Source organism: Corynebacterium sp. H127, assembly GCF_037482665.1.
Classification (GTDB): Bacteria; Actinomycetota; Actinomycetes; order Mycobacteriales; family Mycobacteriaceae; genus Corynebacterium.
Map to the genome: position 1 here is coordinate 1 of NZ_JBBHKY010000011.1, position 15,985 is coordinate 15,985.

General features: G+C 59.3%; 12 protein-coding genes, 1 tRNA gene and 1 pseudogene. 9 read left to right on the top strand and 5 right to left on the bottom strand.

Annotated elements, in window-relative coordinates; genetic code table 11:
• Positions 1-120, top strand: a pseudogene (locus WG936_RS10590) (IS30 family transposase); the annotation flags it as partial.
• A gap of 122 nt (positions 121-242) precedes the next feature.
• On the opposite strand, the gene WG936_RS10595 reads toward WG936_RS10590, so the two are convergent.
• From WG936_RS10595 to putP, 3 genes are read right to left on the bottom strand one after another with little or no spacing between them, the layout of a single operon-like run.
• Positions 243-710, bottom strand: a complete 468-nt coding sequence (locus WG936_RS10595) for a DUF2269 domain-containing protein (protein WP_339572893.1) — start codon at positions 708-710, stop codon at positions 243-245.
• Between the two features lie 41 nt (positions 711-751).
• Positions 752-1,390: an HNH endonuclease family protein gene (locus tag WG936_RS10600; protein ID WP_339572894.1), complete on the bottom strand. Its 639-nt coding sequence runs from the start codon at positions 1,388-1,390 to the stop codon at positions 752-754.
• Positions 1,391-1,433: 43 nt separating this feature from the next.
• Positions 1,434-2,984, bottom strand: coding sequence for a sodium/proline symporter PutP (gene putP / locus WG936_RS10605; protein ID WP_339572895.1), 1,551 nt, complete (start codon positions 2,982-2,984; stop codon positions 1,434-1,436).
• A gap of 227 nt (positions 2,985-3,211) precedes the next feature.
• On the opposite strand from putP, the gene WG936_RS10610 reads away from it, so the two are divergent.
• Genes WG936_RS10610 through WG936_RS10625 form a run of 4 tightly spaced genes read left to right on the top strand, consistent with a single transcriptional unit; the run spans position 3,212 to position 10,899 of the window.
• Positions 3,212-6,295: a DEAD/DEAH box helicase gene (locus WG936_RS10610; RefSeq protein WP_339572896.1), complete on the top strand. Its 3,084-nt coding sequence runs from the start codon at positions 3,212-3,214 to the stop codon at positions 6,293-6,295.
• Positions 6,295-7,098: an SWIM zinc finger family protein gene (locus tag WG936_RS10615; RefSeq protein WP_339572897.1), complete on the top strand. Its 804-nt coding sequence runs from the start codon at positions 6,295-6,297 to the stop codon at positions 7,096-7,098. Before WG936_RS10610 ends, WG936_RS10615 begins: the two co-directional genes overlap by 1 nt.
• Before the next feature lie 59 nt (positions 7,099-7,157).
• A complete protein-coding gene (locus WG936_RS10620) occupies positions 7,158-8,282 on the top strand; it encodes a metallophosphoesterase family protein (RefSeq protein ID WP_339572898.1) in 1,125 nt (374 codons plus the stop codon).
• Position 8,283: 1 nt separating this feature from the next.
• Positions 8,284-10,899: an AAA family ATPase gene (locus tag WG936_RS10625; RefSeq protein WP_339572899.1), complete on the top strand. Its 2,616-nt coding sequence runs from the start codon at positions 8,284-8,286 to the stop codon at positions 10,897-10,899.
• A gap of 79 nt (positions 10,900-10,978) precedes the next feature.
• Here WG936_RS10625 and WG936_RS10630 read toward each other — a convergent pair whose 3' ends face one another.
• A complete protein-coding gene (locus WG936_RS10630) occupies positions 10,979-11,503 on the bottom strand; it encodes a YceI family protein (RefSeq protein ID WP_339572900.1) in 525 nt (174 codons plus the stop codon).
• 311 nt (positions 11,504-11,814) lie between these two features.
• Here WG936_RS10630 and WG936_RS10635 point away from each other — a divergent pair, with 311 nt between their 5' ends.
• Both WG936_RS10635 and WG936_RS10640 read left to right on the top strand, forming a co-directional pair.
• The gene (locus WG936_RS10635; RefSeq protein ID WP_339564434.1) at positions 11,815-12,294 is read left to right on the top strand and encodes a MarR family winged helix-turn-helix transcriptional regulator; all 480 of its coding nucleotides are present in this window, start codon (positions 11,815-11,817) and stop codon (positions 12,292-12,294) included.
• Positions 12,295-12,400: 106 nt separating this feature from the next.
• Positions 12,401-12,649: a PspC domain-containing protein gene (locus WG936_RS10640; RefSeq protein ID WP_339564435.1), complete on the top strand. Its 249-nt coding sequence runs from the start codon at positions 12,401-12,403 to the stop codon at positions 12,647-12,649.
• A 144-nt stretch (positions 12,650-12,793) separates the two neighbouring features.
• Here WG936_RS10640 and WG936_RS10645 read toward each other — a convergent pair.
• Positions 12,794-12,866 (bottom strand) — tRNA-Arg (locus tag WG936_RS10645).
• A gap of 128 nt (positions 12,867-12,994) precedes the next feature.
• On the opposite strand from WG936_RS10645, the gene argS reads away from it, so the two are divergent.
• Together argS and lysA are read left to right on the top strand one after the other, a co-directional pair.
• Positions 12,995-14,647 (top strand): arginine--tRNA ligase, encoded by a 1,653-nt coding sequence (gene argS, locus WG936_RS10650; protein WP_339572901.1) that lies wholly within the window; start codon positions 12,995-12,997, stop codon positions 14,645-14,647.
• Complete coding sequence (gene lysA / locus WG936_RS10655) at positions 14,647-15,978, top strand: diaminopimelate decarboxylase (protein WP_339572902.1); 1,332 nt, start codon at positions 14,647-14,649, stop codon at positions 15,976-15,978. The genes argS and lysA overlap by 1 nt, the downstream gene beginning before the upstream one ends.
• The last annotated feature ends 7 nt before the right edge of the window (positions 15,979-15,985 follow it).

Consider the following 15,985-nt stretch of genomic DNA (forward strand, 5'->3'; position numbering starts at 1 on the left):
ACTGCCGAGCATGTCCAGTTTGTGCAAGATGAGCTCAATGACACTCCGCGAATCGTGCTGGGTGGGTGCACTCCTCGTGAGATACTGATGAAAACACTCAATGGTGCATTCACAGCTTGACACCGCCCTGGGATGTTCGGCAAAAGGGGTTCGGCGGGAAGCGCGACCGCGGCCTAAGAACGCGAAAGTCGCCCGTCCCGCACTGGCTGTTCAGCGGGATCAGGCGACGTTAGTGACAGATGCTAGATGAACATCAGTACTGCGGTGATCAGCCACAGCAGTGCGAAGATGCCGCCGAACATGGAGAGCTGGCCCTTCGCCTTCTTCCAATCGGCAACCTCCGGGTTAGCTGGCATTTCATCGGCGTCGAGTAGCCCGAGGCCTGCCATCAACTTCTTCTGGCGTGGCAGGATCAGGAAGAACAGGAGTGCCCAGGCGATGACGGACAGGCCGATGGCTGCGTGGAACTGGCCCTGCTTCATGTACGCAGAGTCCATCATGAATACGCCTACGCCCAGCAGGGGGACGAGCAGGGAGAGCATGCCGTAGGTGGTGGAGATTTGGTGGAGCAGTTTTGCTGCGCCGCGGGCAGTGTCATCGCCATTGTGGGCAGCCAGCGCCTTGACCTGGAAGCTGGAGGTTGCCACGGTTACTGGTCCGAGGAAAAGGACTGCGCTCAGGACGTGGAGGGCGATCATTATTGTGCTCAACGGTCGGGCCTTTCAAAACATTTGGGTGATAGTTCAACAGGTCACCTTAGCCACACACCGGGGAATTCGCTAACTGAGCATGCCTGTTGCATCACCCGGATATCGGCAGTCGGCAAGGCAAGTTGGTAGGTGGCGGCAACATGGGCCAGCCGCCGCGAATACCAACATCGGGTGTTCGTGCGCGAAGGTAGCCACTGGCTCGGCAGCAGGTCAGATTTGGCTTGGTTGGCTTCCTTGGATACAGCCACCAGGTTGCTGGGATCATTGGCAAACCTGGCACGGGTTTCCGGGGTCCACGAATGCGCGCCCAAATCCCAGGCGGCACGCAGGGGGAAGATGTGGTCGATTTCCACGGGGTTGCTGAGCTCGGCACCGGAATAGGGATCCTTGATGCCTGGGGTTGGCGTCACGGAGCAATCGGCGGCGGCTGGCGCGGCGAAGGCTTGGGTGAGGATCTGGGTGCGGGTGGTGCAGCTATGGCCGTCGATAAGCGTGGGTGCCCAATCGCTGAACGCCTCGCGCTCGTAGCCGTGCACGGATTGGCGCTGCGGGGCGCGCGGTATGTGTGGCAGGGTCGCGGAGAGCGCAGGGGCGTTGGTGGGGAAGACTGGGCGATCCAGAAAGAGCAGCAGGCAGGTGAACAGGATAAGGGTAAACAGCAACAGGCGGCTCGGCGTCATACTTAGATAGACTGCCGAGCCGCCCGAAAGGGTTGCGTTTTATTTACTGTTCGCGGAGCATCTCTGGGGTCAGGTTGCCCTTCACCTTGGACAGGCGGGTGGCCTGCGCGAACTGGATTTGGATCTTTTCTACCGGTGGTTTGGTCATCAGGGTTACTGTGACCATGGCTACCACGCTGGCGATGAAGCCGGGGACGATCTCGTACATGACGTCGGAAAGCGGGCTCTGGCCCCACGCGAAAGCGACGATAGCGCCTGCGACCATGCCGGCCATAGCGCCTGGAGCGTTGAGGCGCTTCCAGTACAGCGAAGCGATCACAATCGGGCCGAATGCGGAGCCGAAGCCAGCCCAGGCGAAAGCAACCAGGCCCAGGATCGAATCGGAAGGGTTGATGGCGAGCAGGCCTGCGACAATCGCGACGCTGAGAACCGCGATGCGGGACATCCAGATCAGGTTCTTCTGGGTCGGCTGGCGCTTGACCACGATCATGTACAGGTCTTCGATCAGCGCGGAGCTGGTGACCAGCAACTGAGAGGCGATGGTGGACATGATGGCTGCGAGCACCGCAGTGAGCACCAGTCCAGCGATCAGTGGGTGGAACAGGATGCGACCCATGTCCAGGAAGACAGTTTCAAAGGCTTCCCGGTCGGTGACCTGGATATCGGCATTCTGGGCGAAGAATACGGTACCGATCATTGCGGTGAACACCGCTCCGATCACACAGAGCAGCATCCAGAACACGCCGATGCGGCGGCCAGCAACGGAATCCGAAGGCTTACGCATGGCCATGAAGCGAACGATGATGTGTGGCTGGCCGAAGTAACCCAAGCCCCACGCGAGGTTGCCGATGATCGCGGCGATGGATACGCCAGAGACCATGTTGAAGAACGTCGGGTTACCGGTGCCACTGGTGTACGGGCCGTAGTCATTGTGGGCCTGCCAGCCGAAGATGTCCATCGGGTTATCCAGCGCAATCAGAGCCATGATCGGCACGATGATGAGCGAGGCGAACATGATCAGGCCCTGCACCGCATCGGTGTAGGACACGGCCAGGAAGCCGCCGATAAAGGTGTACGCCACGGTGATTACGGCGACGATCAGCATGCCGGTGAGGTAGTCCCCGCCGAAGGTGGATTCGAAGTACTTGCCGCCGGAGACCATGCCGGAGGATACGTAGAAGGTGAAGAAGACCAGGATGACCACTGCCGAGATCACGCGCAGCATCCGAGAGGTGTCCTTGACGCGGTTTTCGATGAAGCTCGGCACAGTGATGGAATTCTTAGCCACTTCGGTGTAAGAGCGCAGGCGCGGGGCGATCCACTTCCAGTTCGCCCAGCAGCCGACCAGCAGGCCAATGGCGATCCATAGCTCAGAGAATCCGGAGACGAACAGTGCGCCAGGCAGGCCCATGAGGAGCCAGCCCGACATGTCGGAAGCGCCGGCGGAAAGAGCAGCCACTCCGGGTCCGAGACCGCGACCTCCCAGCATGTATTCGTCGTATTTGCTGGTTTGCCGGTAGCTCCAATAGCCGATAGCTAGCATCGCCACCATATAGATGACGATCGCGATAATGAACCAAGTCTGCGTGCTCACAGTGCCTCCATAAGTCGTGTCGTCCCAAATAGATACTTAAGCTTTTGGCACTCTATTTCCTTAACAACGCTCCTTGCAGCCTAGGCAGTTAACAGAGGGCGCAAGGAATCCTCAAGGTGTTTGTTACTGGTTGGTTATCTTATCGTTGCCTCCGCGTTGCAATAGCATTAGTGCTACATGGGGTGCTCTGGCAGTACACCCACCGCCGAACTGGTACAAACAGATGTATGACTTCGCACCTGCTCCACGGATTCTGGACCAAAACGTCCGGGCTCCACTTGTGGATCGAGCAGGTGGAAGGGCACCGTATTGTGCTCCCCGACACCCTCGGCGATGGTGACCTGCCACCGCTGATCCGCGGGCTTATCGACGGCAAAAGCTTCCGTCACGTGCGCACCACCACACTGCGCACCCCCAAAGGCCGCGAAGTATCCCTGGACATTCCGACCGCGGCCTACACCCCACAACAAGCGGTAGAGCTGCTGCAACAGCTGGCAATATTTGATCTGGAAACCCCAGCCACTCCAACCGCACAGCGTGCTTACCTTGCTCCCGACCTGCTGTGGCTGATCCACCTATACCTAGGTCTGGAACAGTTCGTTCAAGCAGGGCGCGTGGTACTGCGCACCCGCTGGGAGGACGGTAAGTGGTGGCCACAATGGCAACTCATGACGGGCCTCGGGGAATTGGGCTGGCAGGCCCAAATGACGGCGTGCGCGCCTGGGGTGATCATCGCTAATGGCGGTTCTTCGGTAGTTGAGGACATCGCGGACGAGTTGCCGCACTGGATCGCAAACGCAGTGCTGCAGGATCTCTACGCCATCCCGCGTGTGACTCCCTGGCACGACTTCACTGAAGCGCTGCTCTCCAGCACGCCATTGCGACGCGGCGGGCCACAGTTGGTTACCCAACTGAAGACCTGGAAAGAATCGATGACCGGTGGGGAAGTATCCCTCGTGATCATCGTGGAGGAACCTGCCTCCGAGGACTTCGGTGTGGAAGGACGCGATTGGTACGTGCGCGTGCAGGCGCGACTCGGTGTGGACGCCCCGCGCCCAGTGCACTTTGCCCAGTTGGACAAGCCGACCACGCAGTTGATCGAGAAGAACATTATTAAGGTGCGGGACATCGCGCCCGTGCTCGGCGATGAGGCCGGGCTATCGGAAGCCCGCGCAGCGGCTCACTATGGTTCCGAGGACACCGGAGAGCTGGACATCGCGCTGACCACCGAACAAATGGTGCATTTTATTACCCATGAGGTGGCCAAGCTGCGGGCAGCGGGCGTCAATGTCATGCTGCCGAAGTCCTGGTCCACCTTTGAGCCGAAGCTCAGCCTCGAGACCGCCCAGGTCCATGACGGAGCCATTGCTGCCACTAAATCCGTGATTGGGCTCGACCAGCTGGTGGAGTACAACTGGAAGCTGAGCTTGGGCGATGTTGAGCTCTCCGACGCGGAAATGGACGAGCTGGTCAGCTCCAAAGCCGGGTTGGTGAAGCTGCGTGGACAGTGGGTCATGGCAGATGCCGCCGCGCTCCGTCGCGTTTCTGCCTACGTGGAAGAACTGTCAAAGGGTTCGCGCCGCGGGCTGCGCAAACGCATGGAGACCGCCATGATGGAGTCTCAGCTGGCACGGGCGAATGGGGACCCGCGGGCTGAGGAATTAGAAGCACTCGCCGAAGAATTGCGCGAGAAATACAATGCCGGTTTGAGCGATGACAAGGTCACCCTGGCTCAGCTGCGGGAATTGGCGCTCAAACTTGCGGAAGATACCCCGGTTGAGTTCGTCGGCACCAACTGGCAAACTGCGCTGCTCGGCGGGCAAGCCGAGGTCCCCGCCCCGCAGCGCGTAGCGATCCCAGATAGCGTGCACGCCGATCTGCGCGAGTACCAACGGCGCGGAGTGGACTGGCTGTGGTGGATGACCCAAAACGGCCTCGGGGCCGTGCTTGCCGACGACATGGGCCTGGGTAAAACCCTCCAGCTGCTCACGCTGCTAGCAGTGGAGCGTGAGCAGGATCCTGCGGTGGGGCCAACCCTTGTGGTGTGTCCGACTTCCGTGGTGGGCAACTGGATCAATGAGGTATCCAAGTTCACTCCCGGCCTCAGTGCGCTGAGCCATCATGGCTCAGATCGTCTCCTCGGTGAGGAATTCCTGAGCGCAGCGAGCAATGCCGACATCGTAGTGACCAGCTACGGGGTAGTCAGCCGTGACTTCAAGATGATGGGGCAGGTCGAGTGGTTCCGCGTGGTCCTCGATGAGGCGCAGGCGATTAAGAATTCGGGGACGCGGGCGTCGAAAAGCGTGCGGAGCCTGCCCTCCCAGCACCGGGTGGCGCTCACCGGCACCCCAGTGGAGAATCGCCTATCCGAAATGCGTTCCATCCTGGACTTTTGCAACCCCGGTGTGTTGGGTTCGGCCTCCTTCTTCCGCAATCACTTTGCCAAGGCCATCGAGCGGGAACAGGACGAAGCCATGACGAAACGACTGCGGGACCTGACCTCGCCGTTCATTTTGCGCCGCCTCAAGACAGACCCGGCGATCATCGACGACCTGCCTGAGAAGCGCGAAGAAATTCTCACCGTGGAGATGACTAAAGAGCAGGCCGCTCTCTACAAGGCACTGGTTGATGACGTGCAAGCCCGCCTCAACGACACCGAGGGAATTGCAAAACGGGGACTCGTGCTCTCCACCATCACGCGCATCAAGCAGATCTGTAACCACCCCGCGCATTACCTGCAGGACGGTTCCTTTGTCACAGTGATGGGCAGGCACCGCTCTGGCAAGGTCAAGGCGCTGATGGAGCTGGTCGATCGCGCTACCGAACGCGGGGAGAAGATGCTGATCTTCACCCAATACAAGGCCTTCGGGGACATCCTCGTGCCGTACCTGTCCGAACGCATGGGGCGGGAGATCCCGTTCCTGCATGGTGGGGTGTCCAAGATCGGGCGCGACCGGATGGTGGCGCAGTTCCAAAACACTGATGGGCCGCCAGCGATGGTGCTGTCCCTCAAAGCCGGCGGCACCGGTTTGAACCTCACCGCTGCAAACGTGGTGGTCCACATGGATCGCTGGTGGAACCCGGCGGTGGAGAACCAGGCCACGGACCGTGCCTTCCGCATCGGCCAGCGCAAGGACGTCCACGTGTACAAGATGATCACGCAGGGCACGATGGAGGAATCGATCCAAGATATTCTGGACGGCAAGATGCACCTGGCTACCGCCATTGTGGGTGAAGGGGAAGGCTGGATCACCGAGCTCTCGCCTGAGGAACTGGCGTTGCTCTTGAGCTATCGCGGGAGGGAAAACTGATGGCAGTGCGTTCCAATGATGACAACGTCATTTACGCCAACTTTGGCAAGAAGACACGAGTGAGCACGCCGCCGCCGGCGCCGAAACGCCGCGTGGTTGCCGAAACTCATCAGCAGGCGTTCCTGCGGGACATCTATTACACCTTGGCGGACGATGGCCGTATTACCCGGGGAAAATCCTATGCCCGAAACGGCAACGTGGTTTCAATTTCCGTCACCCGGGACCGTGTTGTCGCGGATGTCGCTGGCTCGCAAAACGAGCCCTTCGGGGTCAACATTGTCTTTCCACACCGCAGCGCTGAGGAACTAGAAACGGTGACAGCTGCGCTGCTGGAGTCCTCGAGTGTGCTCGGCGAGGTGCGGTCTGGAAAACTTCCCCCAGCGATGGTGGGGACGCTTCTTGCCGAGCAGCCCCACGAGGTGCGACTGCTGTGCGAATGCCCTGATTATTCGGGCTGCTGCAAGCATGCCATCGCGGTGCTGGAAGTGTTTGCGGACAAGGTGGAAAAGGAACCGGCGCTGCTTTTTGAGCTGCGGGGCTTGAGCTTCGCCCAGCTCGAACTCTCGATGCAAGCGGCGGCGAAGAAACACTCGGAAGTCAGCTCCGGGGCTAGCAACGAATCTTTCTGGGAGGGGGGCGAACTACCCTTGCTGCCGAACCCCAAGACCGCCCCGGCTATCGACGACTCTGACCTCGACGCACTGCACAAAGCCATGCGCTCGATCTCCTATACCTCTATTGACGAGCTACGGGCAGTAAGTGACATTGAGGATCTCTATCATCACCTCACACATCCGCGTTGACCTGCACTTTCGAACGCATGGGGGTACCCGTGTCCGGACTAACCGTTAGAAGTTGAAGCATGACTGAAGTGAAGTTTCTGCACACCTCCGACTGGCAGCTCGGGATGACCCGATGGTTTTTAGAAGGTGAGGCGCAGGCCAGATTTGACGATGCCCGCTTGGCAGCTGTTAGTCGGATCGGTGAGATCGCGGCAGCTCAGGGCTGCGCCTTTATCGTCGTAGCTGGGGACGTCTTTGAGTCCAATTCTTTACATCGCCGCACTCTCGGCAGAGTGCTCGAAGTGCTCAAGGCGCTTCCGGTACCGGTGTACTTGCTGCCTGGAAACCATGATCCGCTGACCGCGGACAGCGTCTTTTACTCTGCAGAGCAGGTCCCTGGCGTGCACGTCTTGAGTGACTTTACTCCTGTGGATATTGTCCCGGGGGTGCAGCTGATTGGCGCGCCTTTGCTCTCGAAACGGGCAGTGGAGGATCGGGTTGCTGCCGCCTTGCAGACAGTGCCCGATGATGATTCCTTGCGGATCCTAGTTGGACACGGCCAGGTAGCGGGCCGTGGTGAAGTCAAACCTGACCTCATCGACCTGCCCACAGTTGAGGCCGCCATCGCCAGCGGCAAGATCTCCTACCTGGCGCTCGGTGATACCCACTCCACCAGCCCAGTCGGTACTACCGGGGCGGTATGGTTCTCCGGATCCCCGGAGGTTACCGACTTTCACGATTTCACCACTGCAGGGGGCGGAGAAAGCAACTCCGGGAACGTGCTCGTGGTTAGCATCGACGGAACTAGAGAAGTCACCGTAGAACAAGTGCCCACGGGTAGTTGGCTCTTCCACGCCATCGAAGCTGACCTCAACTCCCGCGCTGATGTCGAGCAGTTCATCGCGCGTCTCGACGCCTATGAGAACAAGTCCCGGGTCGCCATAAAATACGGGCTGCGGGGCACCCTGGATCTTTCCGCGATGCAACTCCTTGAGCGGGAACTCGAGCGACTAGAACCCGTTTTTGCCTCGCTTAAGCCCCGCGCGCGACACATGGACCTGGTGTTGCAGCCGGAAGCCTCGGATCTGGAGGCGCTGAACATCTCTGGTTATGCCAAAGACGCGCTGCAGGAGTTGCTCGCCGCCGAAGATCCTGATGCCGATGCTGCGGTTCGCCTGATGTTCCGATTGGCAAAGGGGGCCTAGGATGCGGATTCATGACATAGAGCTCGCGCACGTTCGGGGCATCGAACACCTTGCACTGCGGGATATACCCGACACCGGTGTGATCGTCATTTCGGGAGAAAATGAGGCTGGGAAATCGACGATCCTGGAGGCGATCCACACGCTGAAAAACATTCGGCATGGATCAAGCAGCAAGGCGGTCAAGGCCTTGCAGCCCAAGGGGCGCGACGTGGGGGTCAAGATTTCCCTGCGGCTGACCCTTGGTCCGCACCGATTCCGAATTACCAAGCAATACCTGCGCAAAACCGCGGCTGTGCTGGAGCTAGAGACTCCGCGCCGGGAGAGCTTCACCGGGGGAGAGGCGGAAGAAAAACTCGCAGAACTGTTTTCTGAGTACGCCGACCAAAGCCTCCTAGACACGTTGTTCGTGAGCCAAGGACAAGTAGATGCCACGATCAAGGCCGCCGGAATCCCGTCCCTCAGCGCCGCCTTGGAACGGGTTGGCGATGAGTCCACGGCAGTGGTGGATGACACCGAGTTCATGCAGACGGTGGACAAGGAATACCTGCGCTTTTACACCAAGACCGCCAAGGAAACCGGGGAATTGGCCCAAGCCACGAACAGTCTGCGAGAGGCCGAACAGGCCCATGCCACTGCGCTGGCCACAAAGCAACAGTTGGACGGCGATGTGGACTTCGTCGAGCGGGAGACTGCCCGACTCGTGGACTTCCAACAGCGGCTGCCGGATGCCGAGGCGGAGCTGCAGCAACGGCAGGAACTTCATCAAGCCGCGACAGCGATCCATGCGCAGTTGCATGAGGCGCAGGCCGCAGTGGAGCACCACAAGCTCAAACTCAAAGCAGCGAAGCAGGAACAAACGCAGCGCGCGGAACTGCGAGCGGCATTAACTGAACATGAGCAGAAGCTTGCCGAGCTGAGTGAGCGACGTAGCGAACTCGCAGCGAGCGTCTCTGAACAATCCGACAAACTGGCAGAACTAAGCGCTGCCGTAGCCAGCTTCGAGCTGCTCGCACAGCAAAACAAGGCAGACATTGCCACCGCGCGCCAACAACAAGAATTGCTGAACGCGGCGGCAACCCTGGCAGAGCAACAAGCGCTAGTAGCAGACCTTGATAGGCGCGATAAGGCGATAACGAAGCTGCGAGCTGAGCTTCCCGAACACGCGGTGAGTAAAGAGAGTCTTGCGGAGGTCAGCGAAGCTGCGATTGCAGCGCAGGTGGCGCAGGCGGCGCTGGATGCCAGCGCGGCCTCACTGCGGCTGAGCGCCACTGAAACCACAGACATATTTGTAGGAGGCGAAGAGATACAGCTCGGAAGCGACGCAGTTGAAATCGCGCTCACTGCGGCCACAGACATGTGCATTGGAGCGGTGACCGCTACCTTCACCCCAGCGTTAGGGGCGGCCGACCTCATTGCTCATGCACAGCACACCAAGCAGCGGCTGGATACGCTGCTCGGCGACTTGGGCTGCGATAGCGTCGATGGGGCCCGCGTGAAATATGAAGAACAACAGGCTGCGAAGCAGGCGCTGCGGTCTGCCCAAGGGGAGCGGACGGCAGTGCTCGCCGGGCGCGATGAGTTCCAGCTGCGCAGTGAATTGGCGGAGCTGAGCGGGCAGCTGGCGGATGCGGCGGTGCCGGAGCAGTCTGCGGAAGAGCTGGCCGAGCACATCCGGGTTTTGGACAAGACCTCCGAGCAGCTCGACAGTGATCTAAAGGCAGCGGTGGCCGAACAAAAGCGCCTGCAGCACGCGCTCCGAAATACGGAGCTTACGGTGGTGGAAGCACGCATCGAGGATGTGGCTCACAGCATGGAGCGCCAGAAAGGTCTGGTAGCTGCGGCCGAGTCTGCGCAGTCAGAACGAGAGCTGGGCTTGGCGGTGGATGCGGCTGCGGAAGAGCTTAAAGCAGCGCAAGAAGCCTTCGAGACAGTCCAGGCTAAGGCCGCGGATTGCCAGCTAGCTCAGGCGGAGGGACTGCTGGCAGGAGCGCAAGCAAAAGTGGCGACCTTGAAACAGAAGATTGATGATGCTCGTCTCAAGGTCGCAGAAAAGAAGGGGCAGATTGAGCGCGCGGAAGGCGCGGCGGAGGCACTGATCAAAGCGGAAGAAGCAATGGCAGCTGCGCACTACCGCCATGAAAGCGTGCTCCGGCAGGCCCGAAGTATCAAGCTGCTGCGCCACACGCTCCACTGCCACCGCGACGCGGCTCGGGAACGTTATGCCGCGCCGTTTGCCGCGAAACTCCACGAATTGGCGCACAACGTTTTTGGCCCAGGCGTGAGCTTCGCCCTGAATGAGCAGCTGGAGATCGAACAGCGTGTGATAGCCGATACCCCGATTGGCCTCGGGGAACTGAGCGGGGGCGCAAAGGAACAGCTTGGTATCCTCGTGCGCTTCGCAGTTGCCGAGATGATCGCAGCTGAGGATGGCGTGCCCATTTTCATCGACGACGCACTGGGCAGCACGGACACTTCCCGCTTGGAGATGATGAACTTTCTGTTCAGTCACATGGGGAAGAGCCACCAGGTGTTTGTATTGACTTGTATGCCAACGCGCTACGAGAATGTCGCGGGAATGCGCGAATACCCGATGGATGAGCTGAAATCCGGTGACTAGCCGGCCTTAAGGATTCGGCATGAGGAAACCCGCTAGGACTGCATATGGTCCTAGTGGGTTTTGGTCTAAAGAAAGGGGATTAGCCCTGGCGGATAGCGGAGCCTTCGATGACGATGTTGATGTCCTCGGAGAGCAGGACGCCGCCGGTGCCCAGCGGTGCGTTGAAGTCGATGCCGAAGTCCTTGCGGTTGATCTTGGTGGTGGCCTCGAAGCCGACGCGGGTCTGATCATAAGGGTCAACGGCCTCGCCGAAAATCTCAACGTCGAGGGTGACTGGCTTAGTGATGCCCTTGATGGTCAGGTCGCCGGTGACGGTGCCTGCATTGCCGGCGATGTTGAAATCGGTGGCGGTGAAGGTCATCTCTGGGAACTTGGCTACGTCGAAGAAATCCTCGCCCTTGATGTGAGCATCGCGGTCAGCGTTCTTGGTGTCTATAGATGCGGTCTTGATGACGGCGGTGGCAGAGGAGTCCTCGCCGATAACAATATTGGACTCGTAGTCGGTGAACTCGCCGTGCACCTTGGTTACCATCGCGTGGCGGAGCCAGAAGCCGATACGGGAGTGGGTGCTGTCGAGTGCGTAGGTGCCTGCATAGTTGCTCATGATGTCTCCAAAGTTTGATTGTGCGGTTTTTTTGCGCCTTCGAGCGTGCTGCCCGCTGGCGTGGAACTCACTATAACTAGCTAGTGGTGACGTGTCAACAAAAAATGAAGAAATTGTATCTTTTGGCGAAAAAACGATACCTGAGCAGCAAATTTAAAAATCTAAGAAATTTTTATTCAAATTGATAATTGATTTTTGGCGCAGGCAGAGTTATCGCATAAGGTGGAAGAAAATTTAAATATTCATTGCATGCGAGCACCCTAAAGGCGTGACTAAAACGGTCGGCGCGGGTGTAGAACAGGACAACACTTATGGCAAGCCCACGCTGGCTAACTGATGAAGAGCAGATCTTGTGGCGACTCATCCTCAACTCCATCCGTCACCTAGAGCGCGGAATGGAAGACACACTGCAACAAGAATCTGGGATAGGGGCCAGCGAGTTTGCGGTCCTCGTTTCCCTATCGGAAGCAGAAGACTGCGGAATGCGCCTGCGCGACCTCTGTCAGCTGCTGGAATGGGATCGCTCGCGCGCATCGCACCAGATCACCCGAATGGAACGACGGGGACTGGTGCTCAAACACAAGTGCTCCGATGATGCCCGCGGAGTGTTGGTGACCATCACAGACGACGGCCTCCGGCGCCTCGAGGCAGCCGCCCCCGGTCATGTGGAATCGGTTCGCCGACTGGTATTTGACCAGCTCACTGGCGAGGAAGTGGACTTCCTGCGCACACTGCTGGAACGCCTAGTCACGCCGCCACCGGAACCAACTGGCTGCAAAACGGAAGACTAACTAGGGGAGAAGATCAGGGTAAAACCTGATGCGCATTGCGGGTCCAGCAACAACAATGGGAAGTGTGACAAACACTAACCCGGAGTTTTGGAAAGGACCCGAAACAATGACTACCCCTAACAGTGGCAGCAACTTCAACGACTACACCAAGCTTGACGGTTCTATCCCGTTCCTGAATCGCAAGCTCACCCGCAGCAAGACCAACAAGGTCGTGACCGGTGTGCTTGGTGGCATCGGCGAGACATACGGGATTGATCCCAATGTCCTGCGCATCCTATTCCTGGTCTCCATGCTGTTCCCAGGGCCACAGATCTTGATCTACATCGTGGCAGCGGTCTTGATGTGGAACACCTAATCTAGGTGTCTGCAGCTGCGAAGAAAGTCCCCTCGAAGACTCCAGAAAGTCTCGAGGGGACTTTCGCGTCCGCCGCGTGCGGGTGGGAAATAAAAAGTAGCCCTGACCACGGGAGTTAATGGTCAAGGCTGCTCGGTTGGAAAGTGCCCTCGAGAGGATTCGAACCTCCGACCTTTGGTACCGGAAACCAGCGCTCTATCCCCTGAGCTACGAGGGCGGGGATTGAATCGCACAAGGCGATGCAATGAGACAAAAGTGTAGCACTGCTGCCTGGCGAAGCGGAATTTAGGGGCCGGGTTTAGGTTATTCACGCACTTGCCGGAGTCTGCATTAGAATTACGCATCGTGACTCCAGCAGATTTAGGTTCCCTGATTAAAAGCACCGCCACCGAAGTATTGGCATCCCGAGGTCTTGACACCTCGGTTTTGCCAGCTGAGGTGGTGGTTGAGCGACCGCGTAACCCGGAGCACGGTGATTATGCGACCAATCTGGCGCTGCAAATCGCCAAGAAGGTAGGGGCGAATCCACGCGAGCTGGCCACCTGGCTGGCCGAGGCACTGCAGCTTAGCGACGCCATCGCCGAGGCCGACATCGCCGGACCTGGCTTCCTCAACATTCGTCTGAACGCGGCAGCCCAAGGCGGAATCGTGCAGAGCATCCTGGATGCAGGGGAAAAGTACGGCAGCAGCGATGCCTATCAGGGGCTACGCGTGAACCTAGAGTTCGTCTCTGCGAATCCAACCGGACCTATTCACCTTGGTGGAACCCGCTGGGCGGCCGTGGGGGATTCCCTGGGTCGCATCCTTGTAGCCAGTGGCGCACAAGTAACTCGCGAGTACTACTTCAACGATCACGGCACTCAGATCGACCGTTTCGCGCGCTCTCTCGTGGCGGCAGCCAAGGGCGAGCCGACGCCGGAAGACGGTTATGGCGGAGACTACATTCAGGAGATCGCAGCAAAGGTCGTCGAGAAGCAGCCGGGCGTGCTGGAGCAAGACCCGGCCACCATGCAGGAGACCTTCCGCGCAGTAGGCGTCGAGATGATGTTCGCGCATATCCGGGATTCCCTGCATGAGTTCGGCACCGACTTCGACGTGTATTTCCACGAAAACTCGCTATTTGAATCCGGCGCGGTGGAGAAGGCAATTCAGACGCTGAAAGCCAACGGCAACCTCTACGAAAACGAAGGCGCTTGGTGGCTGCGCTCTTCTAACTTCGGTGATGACAAAGATCGTGTAGTAATCAAGTCCGATGGCGACGCAGCCTACATCGCAGGCGACATCGCATACGTGAAGGACAAGATCGATCGTGGCCATGACCTATGCATTTACATGCTGGGCGCGGATCACCACGGCTACATTGCGCGCCTGAAGGCGGCAGCGGCTGCGCTGGGCTACAACCCAGATGCCGTTGAAGTAATGATTGGCCAGATGGTGAACCTGGTACGCGACGGCAAAACGATGAAGATGTCCAAACGTGCCGGCACCGTGATCACCCTGGATGACCTGGTCGAGCTGATTGGTGTGGACGCGGCGCGCTACGCGCTGATCCGCTCCAGCGTCGATTCCAGCTTGGATATTGATATGAACCTGTGGGCGTCGCAAAGCAGCGACAACCCGGTGTACTACGTGCAGTACGGGCACGCCCGCCTGTGCTCTATCGCACGCAAGGCCGCGGAGCTCGGTGTCTCGCGGGAGGGGGCTGATCTCGCACTGCTCACACACGAGCGGGAGGGTAGCCTGATCCGTACGCTGGGTGAATTCCCGGCCGTGGTGAAATCCGCCGCCGAACTGCGCGAGCCACACCGCATCGCTCGCTACGCAGAAGAACTCGCCGGCACCTTCCACCGCTTCTATGATTCCTGCCAGATCTTGCCTAAGGCCGATGAGAACCAGGAGCCAGTACACACCGCGCGTCTGGCACTGGCCGCGGCCACCCGGCAGACCCTGGCGAACGCGCTGACCCTCGTCGGCGTTGATGCCCCGGAGAAAATGTAATGGATTTTAATGCTCTGCCAGCACACGTATGGCCTCGTACTGCGCGCCGGGAAGAAGACGGCATCGTCACCATCGGTGGTGTGCCGCTGCCAGAGCTGGTCGAAGAATTCGGCACGCCATTGTTCGTGGTAGATGAGGACGACTTCCGTTCGCGTTGCCGGGATATGGCAGCGGCCTTCGGCGCCGAGAATGTCCACTATGCGTCCAAGGCATTCCTGACCACCGCAATAGCCAAGTGGGTTGATGAGGAGGGCTTGGGCCTGGATGTTGCCTCCCAAAACGAGCTGGGTATCGCCCTCGCCGCTGATTTTCCCGCGGAGCGAATCACAGTGCACGGCAACAACAAGTCGGGCGGCTTCCTTAAGCAGTGCGTGGAGGTCGGTGTTGGCTCCGTAGTGCTGGACAATGCTGCCGAGCTGGAGCTACTTGACCTCATTGCGGCGCAGCGTGGCACAACCCAGAACGTGCTCGTGCGGGTCAAGCCGGGTGTGGAAGCACACACCCATGAGATGATCGCTACAGCGCACGAAGACCAAAAGTTCGGATTCTCGCTCGCCTCCGGTTCCGCATTCTCGGCAGCGGCTGCAGCCCTCAACGCGGAGAACCTCAACCTCGTGGGCCTGCACTGCCACGTCGGCTCCCAGGTCTTCGACGCCGATGGCTTCGCCCTGGCCGCCGAGCGCGTGTTGGGACTGGTCAAGCAGCTGCACGAGGAATATGAGGACCTCTTCAAATCTTTCAGCGTCCTCGACCTCGGCGGCGGATATGGCATCGCCTACACCGCGGCGGAACAGCCTCTCAACGTCGCCGAAGTAGCTCAGGATTTGATCACCAAGGTGGCCGCGTTCGCCACCGAACTGGGCCAGCCGACGCCGACAGTCATGGTGGAACCAGGGCGCGCCATCGCAGGTCCCTCCACAGTGACGGTCTATGAAGTAGGCATGATCAAAGATGTCCATGTCAGCGATACCGAAACCCGCCGTTACCTTGCCGTCGACGGCGGGATGAGCGATAACATTCGCCCCGCACTCTACGGCGCGCAGTATGACGGCCGCGTGGTCAGTCGCTTTGTCGACGGCGCACCCACCGCCAGCCGCGTGGTGGGCAGCCACTGTGAATCCGGAGACATCCTCATTAACTCCGAGCAGTACCCCGACGACATTGCCACAGGGGATCTCTTTGCTCTCGCCGCCACCGGCGCCTACTGCTATGCGATGTCTTCGCGCTACAACCAGTTCGCCCGCCCGGCGGTTGTCTCGGTCCGTGGCGGTCGCGCAAAACTCATGTTGCGCCGGGAAACCTTGGACGACATCCTCGCCCTCGAGCCCTAACTAACGC